Source organism: Ochrobactrum quorumnocens (assembly GCF_002278035.1).
Classification (GTDB): Bacteria; Pseudomonadota; Alphaproteobacteria; order Rhizobiales; family Rhizobiaceae; genus Brucella; species Brucella quorumnocens.
This window is the reverse complement of sequence record NZ_CP022604.1, coordinates 2452663-2478046: the sequence shown is the minus strand read 5'-3', so window position 1 is coordinate 2478046 and position 25384 is coordinate 2452663. Positions and strand designations below refer to the sequence as shown.

Genomic DNA, 25384 nt, shown 5'->3' with positions numbered 1-25384 from the left:
TCTCCTTTCGCTCGGTCAATCGCGGTTACTGGCGATTTTCAAATGTATTTATGGAAAGAAAAAATGGCTGACGCATAATCGCGCCAGCCATTCTTCAGGATCAGACGTTCCAGTTGTTTGAACGGAAATCCATGGCGAAGGCCGGAGCGGCTTTCCACTTCAGTTCCTTCTTCATGCCGGTGAACACGGCATTTTGATGCAGGACATTGTAAACCGGGTCTTCGCGCTCACAGATTTCAAGCATACGCGCGATTGCCTTCTTGCGCTCTCCGCGATCTGTCGAAGTTTCCATGATCACCGACAGCTTGTTGATCTCGTCGTTCGACCAGTCCTTCTTCTGCTGCACTTCACCATTGGGACCAAACTGCACCACCATCGGCGTGATCGGATCGTTGATGTTGTTGGATGCCGACCAGTCGCGCACACCCTTGGTGCCAGCCGGATCGTGGATCTGCGCCCAGTTTTCCTTCATCTCGATCTCGACATTCAGGCCAACCTGCTTCCACATTTCCACCAGAACCTGAGCGGTTGGGGTCTGGTTGGTGTAGTAGTTGTTAAGCAGACGGTATGGGATCGCATCACCCTTATAATTGGCCTGCTTGAGCAGATCGCGAGCGAGTTCCGGGTCGAACTGCGGTGGCGCCCAGCCTTCGACAAACATGTCGGAAGTGCGGAAGCTTTCAAATTGAAGACCAGCAGGCACAACGGTCTGACCAGCCCAGAGCGAATCCACGATTGCCTGACGATCAATCGAATGGGTCATGGCGCGGCGCACCAGCGGATCGCGCAGCACTTCATTCTGTGTATTGAAAATCGTCGTGCGATGGTTCCAGATAGTTGAGCTCTGAACTTCAAGACCCGGATTGTTCGCAACATTGCCGATCTGATCCGGTGGAAGATCGCAGGCGAAGTCGTACTGACCCGAAATCAGGCCGTTTACGCGACTTGCAACTTCCGGCACTTCAACGAAGCGGATTTGCTGCAATGGCGGACGACCGCCCCAATATTCGTCATGCGCTTCCAGCACCAGTTCTACGTCTGGCTTATAGTCTGCGACCTTGTAAGGACCTGTCGTGACAGGCTTGCGCGCCCAATCGGTATAGGACTTTGCTTCGTTCCATGCGCGCTTGTTGGCAATCTGCGAACCGAAGGCGTAGAGACGGCCTTCAAGCGTCACGTCAGGCGTCGCATTGTGAAAACGCACGGTATATTTGTCGACAGCTTCGACACCGCGAAGGGCGGGCCACAGGCGGCGCGAAATGCCCGGAATTGCCGCCGGCAGTTCTTTTTCAGTCTGCGGCTTGAAGTTTGCTTCGTAAAGCGTCTTGCCACCTGACGGCTCAGTGCCTGCAAAGAGGCGCTCATCGGAGAACGAGAACACCACATCTTCCGCAGTCAACTCATCGCCGTTGTGGAACTTCACACCCTGACGCAGCTTGAGCTCGATGGTCTTGTCATCAAGACGCTTCCACTCGGTCGCAAGGCCGGGAACAGGTCCCTGATTTCCCATCCAGTCACGCAGGATCAAGCCTTCCCACAGATTGGGAAAGAAGACGCGTTCGCCAACATTCGACTGCTCGTTCCAGATGTCGAGCGTGTTGTTGTTGGTGATCTTCTGCACCGCAATCGTGATCGAGCGGCGCTGATTGGCACGAACGATACCCGGCAGGACGAAGGTGCCAGCAGCAGCTCCCATCAAACCCAATGCGTGACGACGATTAATAAGCATGCTTTACCCCGAACGATGGCGACCACCGGATGAACGACGGCCAGCTTTGAGACTGAACGGGGAATAGGCCTCATTTGTAACAGTATTTTCTCAGTTCATTGAAGCTTTCTTGAATGCTCACTGTTTCAACAGCCCATAGCGCAACAAAAAACCCGACACAAAGGCCGGGTTTTTCAGAGGTCAGAAGCTTGCTGATTAAGCAGCAGAAGCCTTAATCCAGTCGGCAAGGCGGCTCTTTGGAGCAGCGCCAACCATGTTGGCAGCGAGTTCGCCATCCTTGAACATCAGCAGCGTTGGGATCGAACGCACGCCGAACTGTGCTGCGAGTTCTGGATTTTCGTCGATATTGACCTTGGCAATCTTAACCTGACCGGCCATTTCAGTGGCGATCTCGTCAAGAGCGGGAGCGATCATCTTGCAAGGACCGCACCATTCAGCCCAAAAATCCACGACGACAGGCTCGCTCGACTGAAGAACGTCCGACTGAAAATTGCTGTTATCGACCTTTACGGTTGCCATAGGGCTATCCTCATATCTGTTTGAGAGCAAAAGACTCATCGAGAAATTGCTCCTTTGACCATATCATGTGGCGTGTTGACTGCCATTCGTCAAGTTCTGGTTAGTAACCTTTCCTTGAGAGTCACTCAAAGCCTGCAATGCGTCGTTGAGCACGCTTTCCGGTAATGGCAGCAGATATGGCCCTTCAGTGAAGAGCAAAGCCGCTTCAACTATCCGCCCCGGATAAAGCGGCGTAAGCAGTTCCCGATAAAGCGCAAGCTGCGCGCGATAAGCGAAAGGCACCGCTTCAACGGTCTTTGGTGGCGGGCGATTGGTTTTATAGTCTACGATCAGAACGCGGCTTTCGTCTACGCTGATGCGGTCGATCTGACCTGACACAGCATGATCTTTGCCACCGAGATTGATCGTACCCATAACGGCCACTTCACCGCGCGATCCTTTAGCAAAGACCGGTGCGAATTTCGGATCGGTTAAAATACTCGCCACGCTTGCCCATGCCTTCGTGCGTTCGATCTCCGGCCAGTCGCTGGCGATGCGCGTGAGATAGTCCTGTGCAAGTTTCTCGCGGTCAATCTCGGGCACTTCCGGCAGATATTGCAGCAGCATGTGGATCGCCGTACCGCGCCTTAACGCGAAGGCCGATGTATCCCCGCTTGCACCCAGCACAGGTGAAACAATATCAAGCGGCGGCTCTTCATCCGCTTCAATAAGTGCCGATGCACCCGATGGCGCAAGCGGGCGCGGCAGTCCCGGCTCAGGTTTGATCGGCTGCAAATATTCCGGCGGCAGCGGCGGAATTTCGAGCGTTTCCGTAACTTCCGGCTCGGCGATTTCCGTCAACCCGCGTGGCGTGTTGCGATAGCGACGTGCCGCAACACCTGAAACCGGATGCACGAAGGTTTCTGTCTTTGTTGTGAGCGCATCCTCAACCAGCCGGTGCCATGTCTCGCCACTATCACGCGACCCACGATAGCCACAGACAATCAGCCGATCTTCCGCACGCGTCATGCCCACATAGAGCAGGCGGCGATATTCTTCCTCGGCACGCGTCTTGAGACCTTCGATCTGGGATGCCAGAAAACCAGTCTGATAGCCTGAATTGGGCTGCCAGAGATAGCCTTTGACCTGCGGACCATCATTGGAAAAATCAAACGGAACAAGCTTTGGTGCGCGGGTTCCGCTCCAGACGGCATTGCCCGGATCAACAAGAAACACCACAGCGCCTTCAAGTCCCTTGGCGGCATGGACCGTCATGATGCGCACTTCGTTGCGACCCTGATCCAGCTCGCGCTTGATTTGTGGTGAAGCCGCATCAAGTGTTTCGAGAAAGGCTTGCATGCCCGGCAGACCAGCGCGTTCGGCTGAAAGTGCGTAGTTCTGGAATTCGTCGATAATATCGCCAGCTTCCGGCCCAAGCCGCGCCAGAAGCTTCCGCCTTGCGCCGTCAGCACTCAGAATTCGCGCATAGAACTCGAAGATCGGCATGGTATCGGCCATGTTCCGCCAACGGCTCAGCGTCTTGTGAACCGCGATCAACGCAGACTCTTCCAGTGACGCATGATAAAGCCGCTCAAACAGCGTTTCACCACTCTTGCGCGGATGCGCCAACGCAAAAAGCCTGTCATCGTCCCAACCAAAAAGTGGACTTTTGAGAAGTGACGCCAGTGAAAGATCATCAGATGGCTGCAACACGAAACGCCCCAGCGCCATTAAATCCTGAATAGCAATATGGCTTGTGAGCTTGAGCCGATCTGCACCGGCCACCGGCACATGGCGCTCTTTGAGCGCGCGCGAAAGAGCTGGCATGAACTGGTCGCGCTTGCGCACCAGCACCATAATGTCTTTCGGCGCAATTTTGCGATTCTGGCCCGGAATGGTTTCACCGCGATCAAGCCAATAGCGGATGGTCGCTGCAATCTGTTCGGCGAGCTTGATCGCAGGTGCCTGCAAATGATCGACCGGAATGCGCCAGTCGTCCGGCTCCTCCACCTCTTCAGGCGTCAGCATATCCCATATTTCCACCTCGCCCGGCTCGTTATCGCGAATGGCGGAGTGAACAGTGGCACCTGACAAGCCGCGATTGGCCTCGGGACGAGCAAAAACCTCGTCCACGGCCTGCAATACATCCGGCGCTGAACGGAACGAGAAGTTGAGGCTGACGCGCTCGAATTTAAGCTCTGCATCAGCAGCCCTGCGGCTGACCGCCCTGCCCTGCGCCGCAAAGTCTTCCGGTACAGCGCCCTGAAACGAATAGATCGACTGTTTTTCATCGCCGACGGCAAACAGCGTGCGCTGCACGTTGCGCTGACCGAGGCCCGAGAAAAACTCTTCCGACAACATACGGATAACCTGCCACTGATCAGGACTGGTATCCTGTGCTTCATCGACGAGAATATGATCAATGCCGCGATCAAGCTTATACTGCACCCACTGCCCTGCCCCATTGCGCGCCAGCAGTGCCACGGTGCGTGTGATCAGGTCTTCAAAGTCGAGCAGACCACGCTTTCGCTTTATATCGTGATAGCGCTGCAGGAGATTATCAATGAGTGTGAGTGCAGCCAGATTAAGCCGGATAAGCCGCAGCTCTTTGATCTTGTCGAGACCGAATTCCACACGCGAGGCAGCAGCGTTGAAATCCTCTTCGAAATCCGGCAGCAGCTTTTTGACAGCAGCCGAGCCCACATAGGAGCCGGATTTGGCTTCACCAGTGGCTTTGAGGAAAGCTGCACGCAGCACAGCTTCCTTGTCGAAACCGCTTTTCACCTTCTCATATTGCTTGAGCTGCAACGCAAAATCATGCGCACGCGCTGCACCCTTCTGGATCGACAAGATGAGATCGAGCGCATCATCGGAAAACTCCGGCACCGGCCACATCTCGTCAAGCAGATCGGATTCGCGTGTGCCTGGCCTGAAACCAAAATGCCGATGAAGGGTCTCGCTCCGCTCCCCCGCATTGCCAAGCGCGGCAATATATTGCTGCAAGCCGTGACGACGGTTCACGGCTTCATCGAGCAGTGATTGCAGCCCCATTTCGCCAGCCGCCTGCATGACGTCAGCAAAAGCGCTCGCAAGCAGCTCGTCGCCACCACCATGCGCAGTCTCAAGCAAAGTGCGCCTCGCCTCGCCGACCAGCGCCATTTGCATGAGATCGTCCATCATCTCGAAATGACCGGCGATATTCGCCTCAAGCGGGAACTGATGCAGGATCGCTTCGCAAAATGCGTGAATGGTCTGGATTTTCAGCCCACCCGGCGTTTCAAGCGCACGCGCAAAAAGCCGCCTTGCGACTTTCAAACGATGTTCGCCCGCGCGCCTGCCTTCAAGCTTCCATAACCGATCCGCCAGATCCTGATCAGGCAACATTGCCCATTCGGACAATCGCGCAAAGACGCGGTTCTGCATGACGGCTGCTGCCGCTTTGGTATAGGTCAGACACAGAATTTTCGACGGGTCAGTGCCTTCGAGCAGCAAACGAATGACGCGCTCGGTCAGAACGTGAGTCTTGCCCGAACCGGCATTGGCCGACACCCAGACAGAGGCCAGCGGATTGGCAGCACTGGCCTGCGCGTCGATTGTTTCCTTTGGAATAATCCGTTGCTTTTTCATTCGCCGCCGTCCCCGCCCGCATCACCACCAGCGGACCATTCCAGCACGCGTGCCAGATGATCATAATCGCCCGAAAGCTCGGTTTCTTTGAACGGCAGCGCACGGGAAAGATAACCCTTAGCCGGATTCTGATATTCAGTAAGCAACTGCGCCAGTCGCTGCCATGCCTCTTCGCCAAGGGCTGGGGCGGTCTTTTCAGATGGTGGCCGACCGATTTTCAAAATCGATTCCGGCTTCACCTCACCACCTGCCCGCAATCGCACATAGGTCAGATCAGAAGCTCGAACAGAACCCAGTTCGCGGAACGCACCGCGCACGAGAAGAGCTGCTTCCAGCGCCAACTGTGGCGACAACAGCACATGCGCCTGCTTGGGCGATGGTGTGGAGCCGGTCTTGTAATCGATCACTTCCGCAGTTCCGTCGCGCATCAGATCAATACGGTCGGCACGGCCCGACAAGGTAATGCCAAGGCTTTCAACCTCGCGCTTATCCGATGAAATTTCGGCAAATCGGGTCTGAACATTATAAGCGCGTTCCCGCTCCCATTCGAGGAATTGCGGAATAAGTGCGGTAAAACGGGGCCACCAGACCGCTTCGATCTCCACAGGCAGGTCCATGTCGGCAAAGAAGTGCCGGCCGAACTCTTCCAGTTGCTGGGCTGCATCAGGCGCAAGCGGATCGATGCCTTCTTCTGTAAAATGTCCCAGAATATCGTGAAAAAGTGTCCCACGTTCTGCTGCTGCCGGATCGCGGATGAGCGGTTCCAGCGGGCGCAGTTTGAGAATTTTCTTTGCAAAGATCGCATAGGGATCGCGGCGCAGGGTTTCGATTTCTGTAACCGAGAAATGCTTGGGCCGTGCGCTCACAGGCGGTGCCGGTTCTGGCCGTTTGACGAAGGGTACATCGGGTGCCTGATCAATTTCGCGCGCCCAATGGATGAAACGCGCACCACGAGCACGCATATCCTTGGTCACATCGGCACCAAGCACAGTTTCAAGCCGCTGTAACCAGCGCGACGGAATGGTCGGCGCGTTATCCGAACGCTGCGAGCGCGACAACACGACATGATCCATGCCGAGCGCCATCTGAAAATCGTGCGCTGCAAGACCAGTGCGCCGCTCCGGTGGATCGAGTGCGATCATCGCCTTCATCGGGCGCGACATGAACGGATCATTGCGTGTCTTGGCGGGCCATGTGCCTTCGTTGAGACCACCGATCACAAGCGTATCCATCGTCTGCAAACGCGCTTCCAGCGCACCCCAGATGAAGACGCGCGGATGACCACCCGGATGCGGCTTGACGGTTTCACCCGACATCAAGGCTTCGAGAATGGCGGGCCATTCAATAGCTTCAAAATCCAGTTCCGCTTCGCTCGATACAAGCTGACGCAGGAAGGAAGCCAGCTTCTCTCCATGTTCACCAGAATAATAGCGCGTGACACTGCCGCTTTCATCGCGCGCCAGATTTTCGAGCGCCTCAACAGTTGCGCAGGTGATTTCGCCTATTTCCGTTCGCCGGTTAATGACTGCATAGGGTGCCAGCGGTGCGACCGCTTCAGACAGGCTCACACAAAGCGCGCGTGCGGCATCGATCATGTCCTGCGTGACAGTTGAATGCCATGCAGGTTGCCAGGGCTGGTTTGCGCTTTCTTCCATGCGTTGGTCGAAAAATGCAGGCAGATCAATGATCGATGCGCGTCCCGTACCACCACGGAAAGCCACCAGCTCAAGCGTTTCCGCAGCCAGTCTCCGTTCAATACGCTTGCTGCCAAGCCGCAACATCGGATGCTTGACGAGCGCCAACAACGCTACCGGATCACCGGGATTAAACACCGTTTCGACCATCAGACGCATCAGCGTTGCAGTCTCGATATCGCGCAAATGACGACCACCGGAATCATCGGCATCGATACCAAAACGGGCAAGCTCGCCGACCACGCGACGCGCCAGATTACGATCCGCCGTTACCAGTGCCGCAGTCTTGTTTTCATCGCTGATGGCATCACGCAGCGCGAGTGCTACTGCCAGCGCTTCCTCGCGCTCATTGGCGGTTTCGATCAGATCAATCTTGTGTGCGGTCTTTCGAAGTTCTTCGGGTTGCATATCCGGGTCGCGACTGAGCTCGCTCCACGCGTCGGTGGTCTCAGCCGGACGCAGCGCCTGGCTCACCACGCGCTCCAGCACGCGCTTCTTCGTCGGCATATTCTCGATATGCTCGACATCCTCGCGCAGAATGCCAATGGCCTGCAACAGCTTATGAAGACCGTATTGCGGATGCCCGAATGTGGAGGGGTTATCATCCGAAGCCCCCAGCAGGTTCCACGCACCTTCATCGAGATCGCGGTCCAAACCGGGCAGCACAACTGCACCATTGGGTAGATTGGCGATCACAGAAACCAGCTCTGCGGTCGCAGGAATAGAGCCTGTAGAACCGGCAGCAATCACGGGGCCCAAAGGCGGATGATCGCGCAGCCGCCGCACCTCGCCCCAGATCAGTTCGTTGCGGTGTGCAGCCGGATTGGAAAGCTTGCGTTCTTCAAGAATATCCGGCCAGATTTTCGTAACAATATCGAGAAAGCCAAGCGTGACTTGCCACCAATCGGCCAGATCATCTGGGGCGATGCTCGCAAGCTCACTCCATTTGGCATTGTCGGTTTCGACCTGATCCATCAGACCGGCGAGATCGCGAGCAAGCCAGATTGCATCTGAGGTCGTGGCTGGAACCGACACATCCTCGACACCAAACAGTGCGCGCACATGCGCAGGCAGGGACTCCCGCCACGGACGAATAAGCCGCGCCAGCAATAACAGGCGCTCGGCCTTGCCGATCGGCGGATTGAGATCGAAAATTCCCGACGTGCTGGCATTGAAAAAAGCTGCATCCTCGTCCACGTCACCCAGCGGTCGTATCGTAGGCAGGATCGCACTCTTTTTTTCCCACGCATTTTCGGACGCGAAACCGGTTCCCACTTTTGTTGAAAATGCTTCTGCCGAGATCATATCGACCAGAATGGAGCGAAGTGCGCGCGCCGCGCGCCGTGTCGGCACATAGATGGTGGCATTCGCGAGCGCCAGCGGATCAGCCGCATTGCCCGGAAAACCTTCAACCAAACGACCTTCCAAAAGCGCTTTTGCAAAGGCTGGCAAAAAGGGTGTACCGGAAGGAATGGAAAACAGTTTTGGCGTTCTCATATCGATTCCTTCTTCACGCCAAAGCGCACCCCGAAAAATGTGAAGCTGTTTTCGGGAAAGATGCAGGCCACAAAATGCTTAGAGCGCCGATAGTACGGCCTCCGCCTCGCCAATTGCTTCTGGCGTTCCCACTGTCAGCCAATGCCCACGCATTGGCATACCATACAATCGACCTGATGCAATCGCCGCATCGAAATAGCGATTGAGCGATGAAACACCCGGTTCGCTATCTGCAAAAATCCGCGGATGAATGATTGCGGCACCTGCATAGATGACCGGATCCCCCGCAACATCACGCAGGCGGCGCAAGCGCCCCTCATCATCTGCAACAAAGTCACCCTTGCCTTCGAATCCCGTCGCCTGATCAAGCTTTGCGGTCATCAAAAGGATGTCCATGGAGGCGCCGTCCCATGCATCACGAAGCGCTGAGATATTCGGCTTCGCTTCATCACCAACCCAAAACGTATCTGCATTGAGTACGTAGAAAGGCTGGTTCTTGAGTTCAGGCAGCACATTGATGATACCACCAGCGGAATCGAGTAACAGCGCCCGCTCATCCGAAATCACGATTTCAGGTGAGATACGATCATTAAGATAGGATATGAGTTGGTCGGCTAAGTAATGAACATTGACGATTGTCTTTTCGACATCAGCATTTGCCAGCGCGTCAAGACCCCAATCAATGAGCGGCTTACCCGCAACCTTAACCAGCGGCTTGGGCATGGTTTCGGTGATGGGACGCATGCGCTTTCCAAGGCCTGCCGCGAGCATAACCGCTGTATCAGGAACTGTCATTGTTTCTCCAGCAAAGCGAGATCATCAAACCAGCGAGCGACGGGCGTCATCACCGGATGCTGTAACACGCGGCTAAGATAGTCGTGAATGCGGGGCAAATGGGCGAGATAATGCGGCTTACCATCCCGCTCATCAAGCCTCACGAACAGGCCTAACAGCTTTGCATTGCGCTGTGCGCCCATCGCTGCATATGCCTTGCGGAAATTCTCTTCGTCGAACACATGACCGAGCTTGTGGCGCTCGTCGCAATAGGCGTCCACCACTGCTTTTTCGAGATTTGGCGTGATCGTCACACGGGCATCGAGCGCCAGAGAAGCCACGTCATAAGCAGCAGGCCCGATCATCGCATCCTGAAAATCGATAGTGCCGATTTTGTCGGCACCTTCGGCATCTTCAAACCAGAACAGGTTTGGTGAGTGATAATCGCGCAGAAGCAGGCTTTTCTCACACTCAGCGATGTCGTTCAGAACTACGTCCCACGCCGCCTCATAGGCTGCGATTTCGGTGTCGGTGAGCTTGCGACCCATGATGCGTGGCGCATACCATTGCCCCACGAGACTCACTTCCATGATCATCGCGTCGCGGTCAAAGCTCGCGATGATATGATCAAGATGGCCTGGAACCGGCGCGTGATCTGGCCATTGAACACCGTGGAGATGCGCCAGAAACCGTCCTGCTGCCTCATAGCGTTCGGCGACAGGTTCACCCGAGGGCATGCGGATGCCTTCTGTTCCCAGATCTTCAAGGATCAGAAACCCCGCATCTATATCCATTGCGCGCATCTCGGGCACCCGCAAACCATGTGCAGCAAGCAGACCGTCAATCGCCACGAAAGCCTGTATATTCTCAGCAATATGCGCAAACTGGCGATAGGATTTTCCATTGCGCAGCGGCGGATCATACGGCATCGCAGGCGCATTCATCAGAACTTCAACACCATAGGCGCTTGTGACGATCTCATATTTGCGTGGAGATGCATCGCCCTGCAAGTAGCGCCGCTTGGCCCCTTTGCGATTGTTCGTTTCAAGAAAACTACGGATTTCAAGCGACCGCTCAAGGCGTGCAATCGCAGCTTCGAAACCCGCAATCGCAATGCGCCGCCCTACCCCTTCATGAGTAAGCTGAACAGCAAAAGCTGGTTCTGGCAGAAAACCTTCAGCCTGTTCAGGCCATTCAGACAGCACCACGCCATCTTCGAGAAATTCGACGAGTCCCAGTTCGTCCAATTCCTCGCCATGCGAAATCCGATAGAGATCTGCATGCGCGACGGGGATACGCAAAGCCTCGTAGCTTTGGACCAGTGTGAAAGTCGGGCTTGGAACTTCAAAATCCTCATCGTCGGCTATCGCGCGGATAATCGCGCGGGCAAGCGAGGATTTGCCTGCGCCAAGATCGCCGGACAAGGTGACGAGATCACCTTTCATGAGCGCAAGGGCGAAGTCCTCACCAAAGCGTTGCGTGGCGGCCTCATCTGGCAGGAAAAACTCAAGAGTATTGATCGGGCTACTGATTGGGGTGCTCATGCAGCACCATTTACCTTATTCGGCGGCAACACGGAAGCTGCGCGCCTCCGATGGGAAGCGACAAATAACCGTGGTTCCAATGTCCGCACCTGTTTCAATCTCGACCCTGCCACCATGCAGCTCGACAAAGCTTTTTACGATGGAAAGTCCCAAACCTACGCCGCGTTTGCGTCCGCCATTCTGATAGGCCTGAAAACGCTTGAAAACCGTATCGAGCACATCGCTTGGCATGCCCGGGCCGTCATCATGCACGGCAAAGACAATATCCGTGCCATCGCGCGCCACTTGAAGCGCGACCGTCGAGCCTTCCGGTGCATAATTGGACGCATTGGAAAGGAGATTGAACAGAACCTGCCTTACGCGGTTGGCATCGGCCCTGAAAGTTTCGACATCATCGGCAATATCGATATCGAGCCCGATATCATGCTCTTGCAGACGCTCGCTGACGCGCTTTGCAGCAGCGGAAATTTCATCAGTCACCGACACATCATCAATATCGAGTTGCATAATACCAGCATCGACCGTCGCAAGATCGAGGATGTCGTTGACGATGGTCAGAAGGACTGCCGACGACGTGCCAATATGATCGAGATATTCAAGTTGACGTTCGTTGAGTGAACCGAAGGTCGGCGTTTGCAGCAGTTCGGTAAAGCCGATGATATTGGTCAACGGCGAGCGCAACTCATAGGAAACATGCTGCACAAAATCGTTCTTGATCTGATCGGCCAGCGAAAGCGCTTCGTTCTTTTCCTTCAAAGCTCGTTCAACACGCACCGTATCGGTTACATCAATGAAGGTGAGCATGGTCTGCCCCTTGGGCAACGGTACGACGGCATATGAAAGGATAATGCCGTCATTAAGCTCCACCTGCCCCATGCGTCCGTTGCGCTCGTCGAGGAAGCCAGCCACCGAAGAGACAAAATCCTCCCAAAGGCCATCGCCGCCACGCTGGCCGCAAAGCTTGGAGATTGTGGAAATGTGCGTGCCTTCAACAGTAATGGCTGCAGGCAGCGACCAGAGATCGGCAAAAGATGGATTGGAAAGGCGCAACCGGCCGTCGGAGCCAAACACCGCAACCGCTTCCGCCAGATGGTCGAGCGTTTCGCCCTGAACCTTGATAAGCGTGTTGTAGCGACCTTCAAGCTCGAACTTTTCGGTCATGTTCTCGAAGAACCAGGTCACGCCGCCTTGCGGGTGCGGATTGGCGACAACGCGCATGATACGCGTGTCCGGCAAATGCCACATATGTTCTTCCGGCTCGACCGAACGGTAGGCGGAAAGCAGAGAATCCTTCCACTTGCGCCATTCCGGCTGCTCCGGCAGCTTGCCTTCAGAGCGCAGGCGATCAAAAAGCAGCGTATTGCTCGGATGTGTTTCGAGCCATGCGGTATCCAGCGACCAGAGCGAAACGAAAGCCTGATTGAAGAATTGAAGCTTCATATCCGGATCGAAAATAGCCACAGCGGTCGAAAGCTGGTCAAGCGTCTCGGCGTGACTCTTCAAGGTGCGGCTCAGTTCTTCGCGCACCTGTTCCACTTCACTTAAATCAAATCCGAGGCCAGCAGAGCCTGCCTCAGCACTCACATCGGTGACATCATAGATACGGCGGTCGCCGCGGACCACGGCAGGCATTTGCTCACGCATATCCGGCTCGGCAAAGCGGTCGCGCTCCAGACGCTGACGGGCCTGTGCGCCAAACAGCTCCCGGCCTTCCGAGCTTGCCTGCGTGCCGTCAGCGGCATCCACGGCGCGCGCGTAGGCACCATTGACCCATTCGATGCGCCCATCAGACCCACGCACCCAGACGGGCTGTTCGATCCGGTCAAGCAGATGGCGTAATAGTGCAAGCTTTTCAGAGAGTTCTCGGTTCTGCGACTGTAGTGCTGCGCGCTCCGCCTGTACACCCTGGAGGCTCAGGAAGCGCACGACGGCGAAACTGCCCGACGTGCGCCCATAAACGTCCAGAAGCGTGCCGTTGACGGTTTCAACTGTGAGATCAAAAGCATGAGCCTGCTCGCGCAAAGCCGAAACCGCGCGTTCAAGCTCGGTTACGGATTGCGGGCGCAGCCAGCGACCAAAGGCCAGAAAATGCGAACGGTCCTGCGGTGCACCGCAATCAAACGGCAATTGTCCGACGACATCAGCGCGTGCGCCGTGGGCATCCCAGACAACGATCCGCTGATCTTTGAGGTTAAGCAGTGCGTCATTGCGCTGTGCCGCCAGCCCCATATCGGACAGGCGCGAACGCAATTCGTTGTTTTCATTGGCGATCTTGGAACGATCGCGGATCAGCCAGCCAGCCGACAAAAGGGCAGCCCCCATGGCGCCCAGAAAAATCGAAAACTGGATGACATCGAAAGCACCAACGCTGCCACCAAATGGCAGATCTATGCGTGTGGAGTTTTCCGTGCTTTGTGCAAATGCCGGAGCCGCCGCAACCAGTGCGGCAAAGGAAACTTTTGCTTTGAGGATGACCCGTTTAAGAGGGCTGAAGCCGAACGAAAGCGAACCTTTCAGGTGTCTGCCTGCGCTGAATGCGGATTTGCTCCGCAAGCTCCCCGATGAGCCGACCACTGGCATATTTCCCTTGTCTCCGCCACCGGCAGCACCGCCCAAAAGCGAGGCTGCCATATTTCAAAACACAGCAACTGCAATTTCTGTCCCAACTCTCCCGCATCGCCACAATACAAAGAGCCCGGACCAGCAAAGCCAGACATGTTTCGAGGATGAATAAGCCGCCCGTCTTTTGCCCTAAACCGGCAAAACACGCCCAACGCAAACACCCGTCAAAACACATTGATTCGTCTTCACAATACCCTTACCGCGAATCCACGTGAAGCGTGTTACGTGTAAAAATAAAGACCGGGCAACCTGATGCTGCCCGGCCTACAACATGTAGCAGTATGGTTAACGGATACTTAATACCTGTAGTGTTCCGACTTGAATGGGCCCTGTGGAGTGACACCGATATAAGCGGCCTGTTCCTCAGAAAGCACAGTCAGCTTCGCGCCAAGCTTGTCGAGATGCAGACGAGCAACCTTTTCGTCGAGATGCTTAGGCAGGACATAGACCTCATTCTTGTACTGATCTGTACGCGTGAAGAGTTCAATCTGACCGAGCACCTGATTGGTGAAAGATGCGGACATAACGAAGCTTGGATGGCCCGTTGCGTTGCCGAGATTGAGCAGGCGCCCTTCCGAAAGAAGGATAATCCGCTTGCCATCCGGGAACTCAACCAGATCAACCTGTGGCTTTACGTTGGTCCACTTGAGATTACGAAGACCTGCAACCTGAATTTCATTGTCGAAGTGACCGATATTGCCAACAATGGCCATATCCTTCAGCTTACGCATATGATCAAGCGTGATGACGTCCTTGTTGCCGGTCGTCGAGATCACGATATCGGCTGTTGAAGCCGCATCATCGAGCGTTACAACCTCAAAGCCATCCATAGCGGCCTGAAGGGCGCAAATCGGATCGACTTCCGTGACCTTGACGCGAGCGCCAGCGCCTGCGAGCGAAGCTGCAGAGCCTTTGCCAACGTCGCCATAACCACAGACGACTGCGACCTTGCCGGCCATCATGACGTCAGTGCCGCGACGGATACCGTCAACCAGCGATTCCTTGCAGCCATACTTGTTGTCGAACTTCGACTTGGTGACGCTGTCATTGACGTTGATTGCCGGGAAGGGCAGGAGGCCCTTCTTCTGCAGCTGGTAAAGACGGTTGACGCCAGTGGTGGTTTCTTCCGTCACGCCCTTGATCGCATCGCGCTGTTTGGTGAAGAAGCCTGGCGTTTCAGCCATGCGCTTCTTGATCTGCGCGAACAGCACTTCTTCTTCTTCGCTTTCAGGCTTGGAAAGAACGTCTTCGCCAGCCTCAGCGCGCGCGCCGATCAGGATGTACATGGTGGCATCGCCACCATCATCGAGGATCATATTGGATGGCTGACCATCCGACCACTGGAAGATCTTGTCGGTGTAGGTCCAATATTCTTCAAGCGTTTCGCCCTTGATGGCGAAAACCGGTGTGCCAGTGGCTGCAATTGCTGCAGCGGCATGGTCTTGCGTAGAGAAAATATTGCAGGAAGCCCAGCGCACATCGGCACCCAGAGCCTTCAGCGTCTCAATCAAGACAGCCGTCTGGATCGTCATATGCAGCGAGCCGGAAATGCGAGCGCCCTTGAGTGGCTGTGATTTGCCGAACTCTTCGCGCGCAGCCATCAGGCCCGGCATTTCGGTTTCAGCAATATCGAGTTCCTTGCGGCCCCAGTCAGCGAGGCTTAAATCCTTGACGACAAAATCCTGACTTGCGGTCATCATCTGCTCCAATCAAATTTGTTTAGAAGCCCAAAATAATGCGAAAGGGCTTCGGCTGGCGTCCTGATTAGCAGATCAGCCCGGCCAGCACAACGCAACATAAAGAAATCTTTATGTGTCTATATCAATCAATTGAGAGGGAAGCCCGAAGCTTGATAAAACTCAGCATTCCTCGCCGAATTTATCGGCAATAAGCGCCTGAAGCGCATCAAGAACTGCATCGGCCTGTTCGCCCGATGCACGGACATCGATGCAGCAGCCGGGTGAGGCTGCTAGCATCATCAAGCCCATGATGGATGTACCGCCCACCGTCATACCGTCCTTGCTAACGCGAACATGGGCATCATAACTGTCCACAAGCTGAACGAATTTTGCCGATGCGCGGGCATGAAGCCCACGCTTGTTGACGATCTCAAAGGACCGGGACAGAGCGCTATCGGCATCGTATTCGCCAGTAACGGCCACGGTGGGATGCATGATTACTTTCCTGTGAGGACCTGGCTTGCGACGTTGATATATTTGCGCCCGGCATCCTGCGCTTCACGCAAGGCCGTCTTAATGTCGCCAGCAATGCGAACGCTCGAAAGCTTGATAAGCATTGGCAGGTTAACACCTGCAATGACCTCGATCTTGCCTTCCTCCATTACCGAAATCGCCAGATTGGACGGCGTGCCACCAAACATATCCGTCAGAACGATGACACCTCTGCCACTATCGGCGCGCTCGACAGCATCGACGATATCCCGACGACGCTGTTCCATGTCATCTTCCGCACCGATACATACGGTCTCGAAATTGTCTTGCGGGCCAACTACATGCTCAACAGCATGGAGAAACTCCTCGGCCAGCCTTCCGTGCGTAACAAGCACGAGTCCGATCATACTTTAAAAGCTCCTGTCGCGTGCCCGCCGCTTCAACCCGCCAAAGGCGCAGATGGCACTAAAACCCTGCCGGACCTTAACCGACGAGTTGTGCATCTTGGCAGGGCAAATCTTGATAGCAAGTGAAAAATTTCAGCATTGCCTTGAAAAAAGCAAAATGCCGCAGCGTTAAGCACGCTTTTTGGACGTGACTTACAAAAAACGCCGGTGCCAGCACTTACGGCCAGGGTTTTAAAAACAAAGTAGCCTCAATCGCCCGCGAAAGTGCATTAGAATCGCCATTCGATGAAAGGGCAGGGAGCAGCAGACATGGAACTTCGACACCTTCGAAATGCCAGTTTTCGCCACTCGGATAGCGCTCGGCCCCGTCGCGATCGACCAGCCTGACCACAAGATCGAGCGGCGTCTGTTCCACATAAGCAACAGTGAAAAGGCCCGCGCCGCGGATTTCGACACCGCCAGCCAATGTTTGCGGCACACGCGCAATCAGCTTCCCGCTTTCCGCATGCAATAAAGTGCGGTCGTCGGCGACAAGTGAAGCCTGTTCATTGCGAGCAATCGCACGTTCGACAAGCGTAAGGGCTAGTTCTGTCTTCCCCGCGCCAGACTTACCCATCAGCATGACACCACGGCCCTGCAACTGCACAGTCGTTGCATGAAGGCCGCTTTTTTCCTCTTCGGGTGTCATCTCGGGATCACGCGCTGGCCGGAAGATCGACGATAAAGCGCGCGCCTTTCATATGATCAGGATCGGCTGGGTCGATGATGTTTTCCGCGGTCAGCGTTCCGCCATGTGCCTCGATAATCTGACGGCTGATCGAAAGGCCAAGACCAGAATTCTGGCCAAAAGCCTCAGAAGCCGGGCGATCAGTATAGAAGCGCTCAAAGATACGCTCGATATTTTCGATCGGAATACCAGGCCCGTTATCTTCGACCAGCACCCGCAAACGACCACCTTCGCCGTTCAGAGTGACAACGATACGCCCTGTATCTTCGGGAACGAAGGAACGCGCGTTTTCGATAAGATTGCTGATGACCTGTCCCAGACGCAAATCATGACCAGCAACAAAGAAGCCCTTTTTGCCGGACGGCAATTTGCCGGTATTAAATACGATCTCGGTGCCGATTTTGTTGCGGCGCACTTCGCGCGCGGCAGCCACCAGACTGTTCAACAGCGTCTTCATATCAACGCGATCAGAATGTTCGCGCGCCAGTTCCGCATCCAGACGTGAAGCATCCGAAATATCGGTAATCAGGCGGTCGAGGCGGCGGACATCGTGCTGAATGACGTCGAGCAAGCGTTTGCGCGAATCATCATTTTTGGCAAGTGGCAGAGTTTCGACCGCGCTTCGAAGCGAGGTGAGGGGATTTTTCAGCTCGTGGCTCACGTCGGCCGCAAAGCTCTCAATCGCTTCAATACGGGTATAAAGCGCATCGGTCATCGCACGAATAGAGGTCGACAAATGGCCAACCTCGTCCTGGCGTTCTGAGAAATCCGGGATTTCCTCGCGGCTTTTTACACCAAGACGCACACGGTCGGCAGCAGCAGCCAGCTTTCTGAGCGGGCTTGCAATGGTGGACGCTAGAAACAGCGACAAGATCACCATGACGGCAGCAACAACACCGAACACACGGAAAACGGCCATGCGCTCGCCTTGAACGATTTTATCGATGTCGTCGCCTTCGGTCGAAAGCAGAAGGACACCCAGAATGGCGCGCGATTGCTGGATTGGCACCGCAACCGACACCACCAGTTCACCTTGCTGGTTACGGCGCTGTGCCGTTTGTGGCGAGCCCGTCAGTGCGCGAACGATTTCCTGATAGGCGAGACCATTGCCGCCGGGTTGCTCCTGATAAAGCGGCAGACCGCCACCATAGAAAAGACGGGAGAACCAGCCGGTGAAACGCTCCCAGGCACTTGGCGTATCTTCTTCGATGGCTGGCAGATCATAGCGGTATACCGGACCACCGGAAGCAAAAGCCGGTGCGTAAAGTGAGCGGGAATCGAGCAGCAGGTTTGCGTAATGATCGTAAATGCGGGCACGCGTACTGGTTGGTGAAATCAACTGACGCAAGAGCGGCGATACTTTTTCCGGATTAATCGGGAACTCCCAATTATCGGGCGAATCAGGCGATGGCGTGATGCTCTGCCCGGCTTGAAGCTCCAAAAGCTTTTCCGGATCGATCATCAGCGAGTTGGTATCGACCGTGGCTGATGACGAAATAGCAGCCGCGATAATCTTGCCTTGTGTGAGCAGGCTTTCGATCTTGGCGTCAATCAGCCCCTCACGGAACTGGTTCATATAGAGGATGCCAGAAACCAGCACAGCAAGGGCGGCAAGATTGAGGAACAGTATGCGGCGCGTCAGGCTCGAGAACAGAAACTGACCGAGAAACCGGCTGAAAGGCGCAAAAAGACGACGCAGGAAGAGCGAACGTTGCCGCCGCGCCCTACGTTCTCTCATGGTAACGGCACTGTCTTTCCGGGTTTCGGCGACCATGTCGCTTCATTCTTACTTTCTTAATGAGCGCCGGGTCTCAAAAAAAACCGGCGCTCTGATACCTATATATTACGCTTCACGGAAGCGATAACCGACGCCATAGAGCGTTTCGATCATCTCAAAGTCGTCATCGACCGACTTGAACTTCTTGCGCAGACGCTTGATGTGGCTGTCGATAGTTCGATCATCCACGTAGACCTGCTCATCATAGGCCGCATCCATCAGCGCGTCACGGCTTTTCACAACACCGGGGCGCTGTGCCAGCGAATGCAAGATGAGGAACTCCGTCACGGTCAGCGTTACCGGTTCACCCTTCCAGGTACAGGTGTGGCGTTCCTGATCCATGACCAGCTGACCGCGTTCCAGCGACTTTGCCTGCTGACCTGTCGGCTTTGCAGTGCCGTCGCGCGCTGCGACGCGGCGCAGAACTGCCTTCACTCGCTCGACCAGAAGGCGTTGCGAGAAAGGCTTGGTAATAAAATCGTCGGCACCCATTTTGAGGCCGAACAATTCGTCGATCTCATCATCCTTGGAAGTCAGGAAGATCACCGGGAGATCGGACTTCTGGCGCAAACGGCGCAAGAGTTCCATACCATCCATGCGCGGCATCTTGATATCGAAGATCGCGAGGTTCGGTGGGCGCGCCATCAGGCCATCCAATGCGGAAGCCCCATCGGTATAGGTCTCCACGCGATAGCCTTCCGACTCCAGAGCAATGGAAACGGAGGTCAGAATGTTACGGTCATCGTCGACCAGCGCAATTGTCTGCGTTGCCGAAGCTTCCTTCATGCGGACCTTCTCCTTTTTTAACCGCCCCGATCACATCAGCGGCAGAAATTACCGAACGCCTTCTGGCGTCTCGACTTTAAACCCTCTTTGTCATCTCACTGGAATGTTGGCCCAGCGTCCTGACAAATCAATATTATAATAGTCGTCCCGCTTGTGCAGTACAAATTAGGTACAAAATGTGGCAACAGCTCAACTTGCCATCAATGCCCCAAAGCGAAACGTTTTTGCCGCTTAACGCAATCGAGAATTGTTCCAGACTGGAAATACACGCGATAACGTAAAGATTAAACGATTTAAAAAAGTTTCAATTTTTTTAAATCGATTAAATATTTGATTTGATTTAATTAATCTGTTTCTGACTGCCATCCCGGATTAAAATGAAATCGGGCCAACGCATTTTTGAACCAGATGGCGGAGAGACCATGAAAGAGATCGGCATTCACAATACTGCCGCTTCCATTGCCACTTCAGGATTGAAGGAACTGTCCGCAGTCTTTTATAATTTTGGACCGGCCCGGCTTTATGAAGAGACTATTCGCCGTGGCGAAGCAGAGCTTTCCGCGCAAGGAGCCCTTGTTGCTAAAACGGGCCAGCACACAGGCCGTTCGCCAAAAGACAAGTTCGTCGTTCGTGATGCAAACACCGAAGATCAGGTCTGGTGGGACAACAACAAGCCCATGACGCCGGAGGCTTTCGAGCTGCTTTATGCCGATTTCATCGAGCACGCGAAGGGCAAGGAGCTTTTCGTACAGGACCTGATCGGCGGCGCTGACGAAGATAACAAGATCAATGCGCGCATTGTCACCGAATATGCATGGCACTCGCTGTTCATCCGCAACCTGCTGATCCGCCCGGAAGAAGCAGCCCTTGCGTCTTATATACCTGAAATGACGATTATCGATCTGCCTTCCTTCAAGGCTGATCCTGCACGTTATGGTGTACGCACCGAAACGGTGATAGCGGTCGATCTTACCCGCAAGATCGTGTTGATCGGCGGGACATCCTATGCCGGTGAAATGAAGAAGTCGGTCTTCACCGCGCTCAACTATCTGCTGCCTGCCAAGGGCGTCATGCCAATGCATTGCTCGGCCAATGAAGGCCCGAACGGCGATACGGCTGTATTCTTCGGTCTTTCCGGCACCGGCAAGACCACGCTTTCTGCAGATCCGAGCCGCACACTGATCGGTGACGACGAGCATGGCTGGGGCGAAGATGGCATCTTCAATTTTGAAGGTGGCTGCTATGCCAAGACCATCCGCCTTTCGGCAGAAGCCGAACCCGAAATCTTTGCGACCACGCAACGTTTTGGCACCGTTCTGGAAAATGTCGTGCTGGATGAAAACCGCCAGCCGGATTTCGACGATGGCTCGCTCACGGAAAACACCCGCTGCGCCTATCCGCTCGATTTTATTCCGAATGCATCTGCCTCGGGCAAGGGTGGCCAGCCGAAAAACATCATCATGCTAACCGCCGACGCTTTCGGCGTAATGCCTCCGATTGCCAAACTGACGCCGGCACAGGCCATGTATCACTTCCTGTCTGGCTACACCGCGAAGGTTGCAGGCACCGAAAAAGGCGTGACGGAACCGGAAGCAACGTTTTCGACCTGCTTTGGCGCGCCATTCATGCCACGCCATCCATCGGAATACGGCAATCTTCTGCGCAAGCTGATCGCTGAACACAAGGTCGATTGCTGGCTGGTCAATACCGGCTGGACAGGCGGCGCTTATGGCACTGGCAAGCGTATGCCGATCAAGGCAACGCGTGCGCTTTTGTCAGCAGCTCTCGACGGCTCGCTCAACAATGCCGAGTTCCGCACCGATCCGAATTTCGGCTTTGCCGTTCCGGTTGAAGTGCCTGGCGTGGATGCGTCCATTCTCGATCCGCGTTCCACCTGGGCCGACAAGGCTGCTTACGACGCACAGGCCAAAAAGCTTGTCGATATGTTCGTAAACAATTTCGAGAAATTCGAAAGCCATGTCGATCACGATGTGAAGGATGCCGCCCCGGCAACCCAGATCGCTGCGGAATAACTCGCTTTTACGCATGTCTTTATCCAAAAACCGGTTCCCACTTTTTGGAGACATGCTTTTAGTATCCTGAGGAGGAGGGAAAGCCCGGTCGAAAGGCCGGGTTTTTCTTTTGTCTAATGGATAAAAAGCGGTGTATCACTTCGCATCATGGAAGAAAGCCGCAACATCATCCGCATCACCAACCGCCTGACCATCCACGAGGATGATCTGGAGGAGAGTTTTATTCGCTCATCCGGTCCCGGCGGTCAGAACGTCAACAAGGTTTCCACCGCTGTACAGCTGCGTTTTCATGCGGCGCGCTCAGGCTTACCGGAAGATGTGCTTTCCCGACTTTTCAAGCTAGCCGGTCAAAAAGGCACCAAGGATGGGGACATCCTGATCGAGGCCAATCGTTTCCGCACGCAGGAACGCAATCGCGAAGATGCACGCGAGCGGATGATTGCACTGATCGCCAAAGCGGCTGAACCGCCGCCGCCGCCACGCCGGAAGACAAAGCCGACCAAAGGCTCGGTCGAACGCCGCCTCAAGGCCAAGTCCGGTCGCTCGGATATCAAGAAGGGCCGCGGTAAGGTTTCTTATGATTAGAGCGCATCCCGAAAAGTGTGAACCGCCTACGCGGGGAAATCAGTCTGCCCGACTGATTTCTGGTTCCACTTCGATCGGAAAAAGATGCACGTAAAAACGAACAGATAGAGCATTTGGGAACAGACGACATGACGATCAATTATCACGAGCTTGAAACCAGCCATGGCCGCATTGCAGTACGCGAAAGCGAAGGTGAGGGCGCGTCTCTTCTGATGATCCACGGCAATTCGAGTTCGGGTGCCATTTTTGCGCCGCAGCTCGAAGGTGAAATCGGCAAGAAGTGGCGCGTGATCGCACCCGATCTTCCGGGCCATGGCAAATCTTCCGATGCGATTGATCCTGATCGCAGCTATTCGATGGAAGGCTATGCGGACGCAATGACCGAAGTGATGCAAAAGCTCGGAATTGCCGACGCGGTTGTTTTCGGCTGGTCGCTCGGCGGCCATATCGGTATCGAGATGATTGCGCGCTATCCGGCGATGCGTGGCCTTATGATTACCGGAACGCCACCCGTGGCGCGCGAAGAAGTAGGGCAGGGGTTCAAGAGCGGTCCTGATATGGCACTCGCCGGACAGGAAATCTTTTCGGAACGCGATGTGGAATCCTACGCTCGCAGCACTTGCGGCGAACCGTTTGAAACTTCGCTTCTCGACATTGTTGCACGCACCGACGGACGCGCACGCCGCATCATGTTTGAAAAATTTGGCAATGGAACCGGGGGCAATCAGCGCGACATCGTAGCGGAAGCAAAACTTCCCATCGCTGTCGTCAATGGACGTGACGAGCCATTTGTGGAACTCGACTTCGTGTCCAAAGTGAAGTTCGGCAATCTGTGGGACGGCAAAACCCATGTCATCGACAATTCAGGACATGCACCATTCCGCGAAGCGCCTGCGGAATTTGATGCCTATCTCGCGCGCTTTATTGGCGACTGCACAAAATAACTGTCCCATGTCAAACGGCATCGAATGATGCCGTTTGACAGCTTCCCACATCTGCCCAGCGCCCTAAGTTATCCTTCAGGAATACAAGAGTATCTTTTTATTCTACGCGCATCTTAGCCCGAAAACCGGTTCCCACTTTCGGGATGCGCTCAAAAGGGTGAAATAACCATGGGTATGACTGTTGCGGATCTTCTGGCTCAAACCTTGGCCGAAGCGGGTGTTAAGCGTATCTGGGGCGTTACGGGCGACAGCCTCAACGGACTGAATGACAGCCTCAGAAGACTTGGCAAGATCGACTGGATGCATGTCCGGCATGAGGAAACTGCGGCCTTTGCGGCAGGGGCCGAAGCGGCCATCACCGGCGAACTGGCTGTTTGTGCCGGAAGTTGCGGTCCCGGCAATCTTCACCTGATCAATGGGCTGTTTGATTGCCATCGCAATCATGAGCCGGTGCTGGCCATTGCAGCGCATATTCCTTCATCGGAAATTGGCCTCGATTATTTTCAGGAAACGCATCCGCAGGAACTGTTCCGCGAATGCAGCCATTTTGTCGAGCTGGTTTCCAATCCTGCGCAAATGCCCGAAGTGCTGAACCGCGCCATGCGTGCAGCCATCGGCAAGCGCGGCGTAGCGGTAATCGTCATTCCGGGCGATGTAGCGCTCAAACAAGCCCCCGAAGGTTCCAAGCAAAGCTGGACACCGATCTCGCTTCCACGCGTCATCCCAGCCGATGAGGACGTGGCGAAACTCGCAGATATTCTCAATGGCTCAGAGAAAATTACCATTCTTGCAGGCAGTGGCTGCGCAGGCGCACATGATGCGTTGGTCTCATTGGCCGAACGGCTTGAGGCGCCCGTTGTTCATGCGCTTCGCGGCAAAGAACATGTCGAATGGGACAATCCGTTCGACGTCGGCATGACAGGCCTGATCGGCTTTTCATCCGGCTACCACGCCATGCTCAACTGCGACACGCTGTTAATGCTCGGCACCAGTTTCCCTTATCGAAACTTCTATCCCGACAAGGCCAAGATCGTTCAGATCGACAATGATCCTTCGCAGCTTGGTCGCCGTGCACCGCTGACTTTTGGCGCGACGGGCAACGTTTCTGAAACGATCACAGCGCTCCTGCCCAAGCTTAAATCGGGTCGCAACACGAAATTTCTTGATGCAGCCAAGACCCATTATACCAAGGCGCGCGAGGCACTTGATGATCTGGCAGCGCCATCAAAGCCCGGCCAGCCAATCCACCCGCAATATCTCACGCGTCTCATTGATGAGATTGCCGACGAGAATGCGATTTTCACCGCCGATGTCGGGACGCCAACCGTCTGGGCAGCACGCTACCTCACCATGAATGGCAGGCGCCGCCTGCTTGGTTCGTTCAATCATGGCTCAATGGCCAATGCCATGCTTCAGGCGCTTGGGGCGAAGGCTGCAGCGCCGGAACGACAGGTGGTTTCGCTGTCAGGCGATGGCGGCTTCACGATGATGATGGGCGATTTCCTTTCGCTCAAGCAGCTTAATCTGCCCGCAAAAATCATTGTTTATAACAACGGCTCTCTTGGCTTCGTGGCGATGGAAATGAAGGCTGGCGGCTATCTGACCTCTGGAACCGACCTTGAAAACCCGAATTTTGCAGCAATGGCCGAAGCCATAGGCATCAAAGGTTTCAGGGTGGAGGAATCCGCTGATCTGCCAAATGTTTTGAAGCAAGCCTTTGCCCATGACGGCCCGGTTCTGGTTGATGTGGTGACGGCCAAGCAGGAGCTTGTCATGCCACCAAAGATCAAGGCCGAGCAGGCCAAGGGTTTCAGCCTTTATATGCTCAAAGCCATCATCAGTGGCCGTGGCGATGAAATCGTTGAACTCGCCCGTACCAATCTTGGACGGTAAGACGTGTCTTTTCCAACGGTTTTGCTAATTAAGTGTCCGTACCTATTGAGCAATTTCCGGAAATTCCTGCCTTGAC

At 54.9% G+C, this 25384-nt stretch carries 17 protein-coding genes; 4 read left to right on the top strand and 13 right to left on the bottom strand.

Features of this window, described 5'->3' with window-relative positions:
* Window positions 1-100: 100 nt before the first annotated feature.
* The 13 genes from CES85_RS21545 to CES85_RS21485 all read right to left on the bottom strand — a co-directional run bounded on the left by CES85_RS21545 (window position 101) and on the right by CES85_RS21485 (window position 19853).
* Window positions 101-1729 carry an ABC transporter substrate-binding protein gene (locus CES85_RS21545; RefSeq protein ID WP_095447720.1) on the bottom strand — a complete coding sequence of 543 codons (1629 nt, stop codon included), beginning with the start codon at window positions 1727-1729 and terminating at the stop codon, window positions 101-103.
* 195 nt (window positions 1730-1924) lie between these two features.
* Window positions 1925-2248 (bottom strand): thioredoxin, encoded by a 324-nt coding sequence (gene trxA / locus CES85_RS21540; protein WP_006473274.1) that lies wholly within the window; start codon window positions 2246-2248, stop codon window positions 1925-1927.
* A 63-nt stretch (window positions 2249-2311) separates the two neighbouring features.
* Window positions 2312-5854 carry a double-strand break repair helicase AddA gene (gene addA / locus CES85_RS21535; RefSeq protein WP_095447719.1) on the bottom strand — a complete coding sequence of 1181 codons (3543 nt, stop codon included), beginning with the start codon at window positions 5852-5854 and terminating at the stop codon, window positions 2312-2314.
* Window positions 5851-9045 (bottom strand): double-strand break repair protein AddB, encoded by a 3195-nt coding sequence (gene addB / locus CES85_RS21530; protein WP_095447718.1) that lies wholly within the window; start codon window positions 9043-9045, stop codon window positions 5851-5853. Before addB ends, addA begins: the two co-directional genes overlap by 4 nt.
* A gap of 78 nt (window positions 9046-9123) precedes the next feature.
* Window positions 9124-9840: a nucleotidyltransferase family protein gene (locus tag CES85_RS21525; protein ID WP_095447717.1), complete on the bottom strand. Its 717-nt coding sequence runs from the start codon at window positions 9838-9840 to the stop codon at window positions 9124-9126.
* Window positions 9837-11363: a tRNA (adenosine(37)-N6)-threonylcarbamoyltransferase complex ATPase subunit type 1 TsaE gene (gene tsaE / locus CES85_RS21520; RefSeq protein WP_210318324.1), complete on the bottom strand. Its 1527-nt coding sequence runs from the start codon at window positions 11361-11363 to the stop codon at window positions 9837-9839. Before tsaE ends, CES85_RS21525 begins: the two co-directional genes overlap by 4 nt.
* Before the next feature lie 15 nt (window positions 11364-11378).
* On the bottom strand, window positions 11379-13994 hold the full coding sequence (locus CES85_RS21515) for a sensor histidine kinase (protein WP_434063358.1): 2616 nt from the start codon (window positions 13992-13994) through the stop codon (window positions 11379-11381).
* Window positions 13995-14281: 287 nt separating this feature from the next.
* Window positions 14282-15682, bottom strand: a complete 1401-nt coding sequence (gene ahcY / locus CES85_RS21510; protein ID WP_095447716.1) for an adenosylhomocysteinase — start codon at window positions 15680-15682, stop codon at window positions 14282-14284.
* 162 nt (window positions 15683-15844) lie between these two features.
* Window positions 15845-16159, bottom strand: coding sequence for an HPr family phosphocarrier protein (locus tag CES85_RS21505; RefSeq protein ID WP_024898423.1), 315 nt, complete (start codon window positions 16157-16159; stop codon window positions 15845-15847).
* Between the two features lie 2 nt (window positions 16160-16161).
* Entirely contained in the window at window positions 16162-16563 is a 402-nt protein-coding gene (locus CES85_RS21500; protein WP_024898424.1) for a PTS sugar transporter subunit IIA, read from the bottom strand.
* 217 nt (window positions 16564-16780) lie between these two features.
* The gene (locus tag CES85_RS21495) at window positions 16781-17251 is read right to left on the bottom strand and encodes an HPr kinase/phosphorylase (RefSeq protein ID WP_095447715.1); all 471 of its coding nucleotides are present in this window, start codon (window positions 17249-17251) and stop codon (window positions 16781-16783) included.
* Between the two features lie 7 nt (window positions 17252-17258).
* A complete protein-coding gene (locus CES85_RS21490) occupies window positions 17259-19064 on the bottom strand; it encodes a stimulus-sensing domain-containing protein (RefSeq protein ID WP_095447714.1) in 1806 nt (601 codons plus the stop codon).
* 69 nt (window positions 19065-19133) lie between these two features.
* On the bottom strand, window positions 19134-19853 hold the full coding sequence (locus CES85_RS21485; RefSeq protein WP_024898427.1) for a response regulator transcription factor: 720 nt from the start codon (window positions 19851-19853) through the stop codon (window positions 19134-19136).
* 422 nt (window positions 19854-20275) lie between these two features.
* Here CES85_RS21485 and CES85_RS21480 point away from each other — a divergent pair, with 422 nt between their 5' ends.
* The 4 genes from CES85_RS21480 to poxB all read left to right on the top strand — a co-directional run bounded on the left by CES85_RS21480 (window position 20276) and on the right by poxB (window position 25308).
* The gene (locus tag CES85_RS21480; protein ID WP_095448010.1) at window positions 20276-21886 is read left to right on the top strand and encodes a phosphoenolpyruvate carboxykinase; all 1611 of its coding nucleotides are present in this window, start codon (window positions 20276-20278) and stop codon (window positions 21884-21886) included.
* 147 nt (window positions 21887-22033) lie between these two features.
* Window positions 22034-22471, top strand: a complete 438-nt coding sequence (gene arfB / locus CES85_RS21475) for an alternative ribosome rescue aminoacyl-tRNA hydrolase ArfB (protein WP_095447713.1) — start codon at window positions 22034-22036, stop codon at window positions 22469-22471.
* A 128-nt stretch (window positions 22472-22599) separates the two neighbouring features.
* On the top strand, window positions 22600-23415 hold the full coding sequence (locus tag CES85_RS21470) for an alpha/beta fold hydrolase (protein ID WP_095447712.1): 816 nt from the start codon (window positions 22600-22602) through the stop codon (window positions 23413-23415).
* Window positions 23416-23583: 168 nt separating this feature from the next.
* Window positions 23584-25308 (top strand): ubiquinone-dependent pyruvate dehydrogenase, encoded by a 1725-nt coding sequence (gene poxB / locus CES85_RS21465; protein WP_095447711.1) that lies wholly within the window; start codon window positions 23584-23586, stop codon window positions 25306-25308.
* Window positions 25309-25384 lie beyond the last annotated feature (76 nt).

What these genes read in the sequence shown, in the direction of transcription:
- ahcY (WP_095447716.1), bottom strand. Translation starts at nt 15,682, where the DNA reads ATGACCGCAAGTCAGGATTTTGTCGTCAAGGATTTAAGCCTCGCTGAC.
- CES85_RS21480 (WP_095448010.1), top strand. Translation starts at nt 20,276, where the DNA reads ATGAAAGAGATCGGCATTCACAATACTGCCGCTTCCATTGCCACTTCA.
- trxA (WP_006473274.1), bottom strand. Translation starts at nt 2,248, where the DNA reads ATGGCAACCGTAAAGGTCGATAACAGCAATTTTCAGTCGGACGTTCTT.
- CES85_RS21490 (WP_095447714.1), bottom strand. Translation starts at nt 19,064, where the DNA reads ATGGTCGCCGAAACCCGGAAAGACAGTGCCGTTACCATGAGAGAACGT.
- addB (WP_095447718.1), bottom strand. Translation starts at nt 9,045, where the DNA reads ATGAGAACGCCAAAACTGTTTTCCATTCCTTCCGGTACACCCTTTTTG.
- CES85_RS21505 (WP_024898423.1), bottom strand. Translation starts at nt 16,159, where the DNA reads ATGCATCCCACCGTGGCCGTTACTGGCGAATACGATGCCGATAGCGCT.
- addA (WP_095447719.1), bottom strand. Translation starts at nt 5,854, where the DNA reads ATGAAAAAGCAACGGATTATTCCAAAGGAAACAATCGACGCGCAGGCC.
- CES85_RS21525 (WP_095447717.1), bottom strand. Translation starts at nt 9,840, where the DNA reads ATGACAGTTCCTGATACAGCGGTTATGCTCGCGGCAGGCCTTGGAAAG.
- tsaE (WP_210318324.1), bottom strand. Translation starts at nt 11,363, where the DNA reads ATGAGCACCCCAATCAGTAGCCCGATCAATACTCTTGAGTTTTTCCTG.
- CES85_RS21545 (WP_095447720.1), bottom strand. Translation starts at nt 1,729, where the DNA reads ATGCTTATTAATCGTCGTCACGCATTGGGTTTGATGGGAGCTGCTGCT.
- CES85_RS21485 (WP_024898427.1), bottom strand. Translation starts at nt 19,853, where the DNA reads ATGAAGGAAGCTTCGGCAACGCAGACAATTGCGCTGGTCGACGATGAC.
- CES85_RS21515 (WP_434063358.1), bottom strand. Translation starts at nt 13,994, where the DNA reads ATGGCAGCCTCGCTTTTGGGCGGTGCTGCCGGTGGCGGAGACAAGGGA.
- CES85_RS21470 (WP_095447712.1), top strand. Translation starts at nt 22,600, where the DNA reads ATGACGATCAATTATCACGAGCTTGAAACCAGCCATGGCCGCATTGCA.
- CES85_RS21495 (WP_095447715.1), bottom strand. Translation starts at nt 17,251, where the DNA reads ATGACACCCGAAGAGGAAAAAAGCGGCCTTCATGCAACGACTGTGCAG.
- arfB (WP_095447713.1), top strand. Translation starts at nt 22,034, where the DNA reads ATGGAAGAAAGCCGCAACATCATCCGCATCACCAACCGCCTGACCATC.
- poxB (WP_095447711.1), top strand. Translation starts at nt 23,584, where the DNA reads ATGGGTATGACTGTTGCGGATCTTCTGGCTCAAACCTTGGCCGAAGCG.
- CES85_RS21500 (WP_024898424.1), bottom strand. Translation starts at nt 16,563, where the DNA reads ATGATCGGACTCGTGCTTGTTACGCACGGAAGGCTGGCCGAGGAGTTT.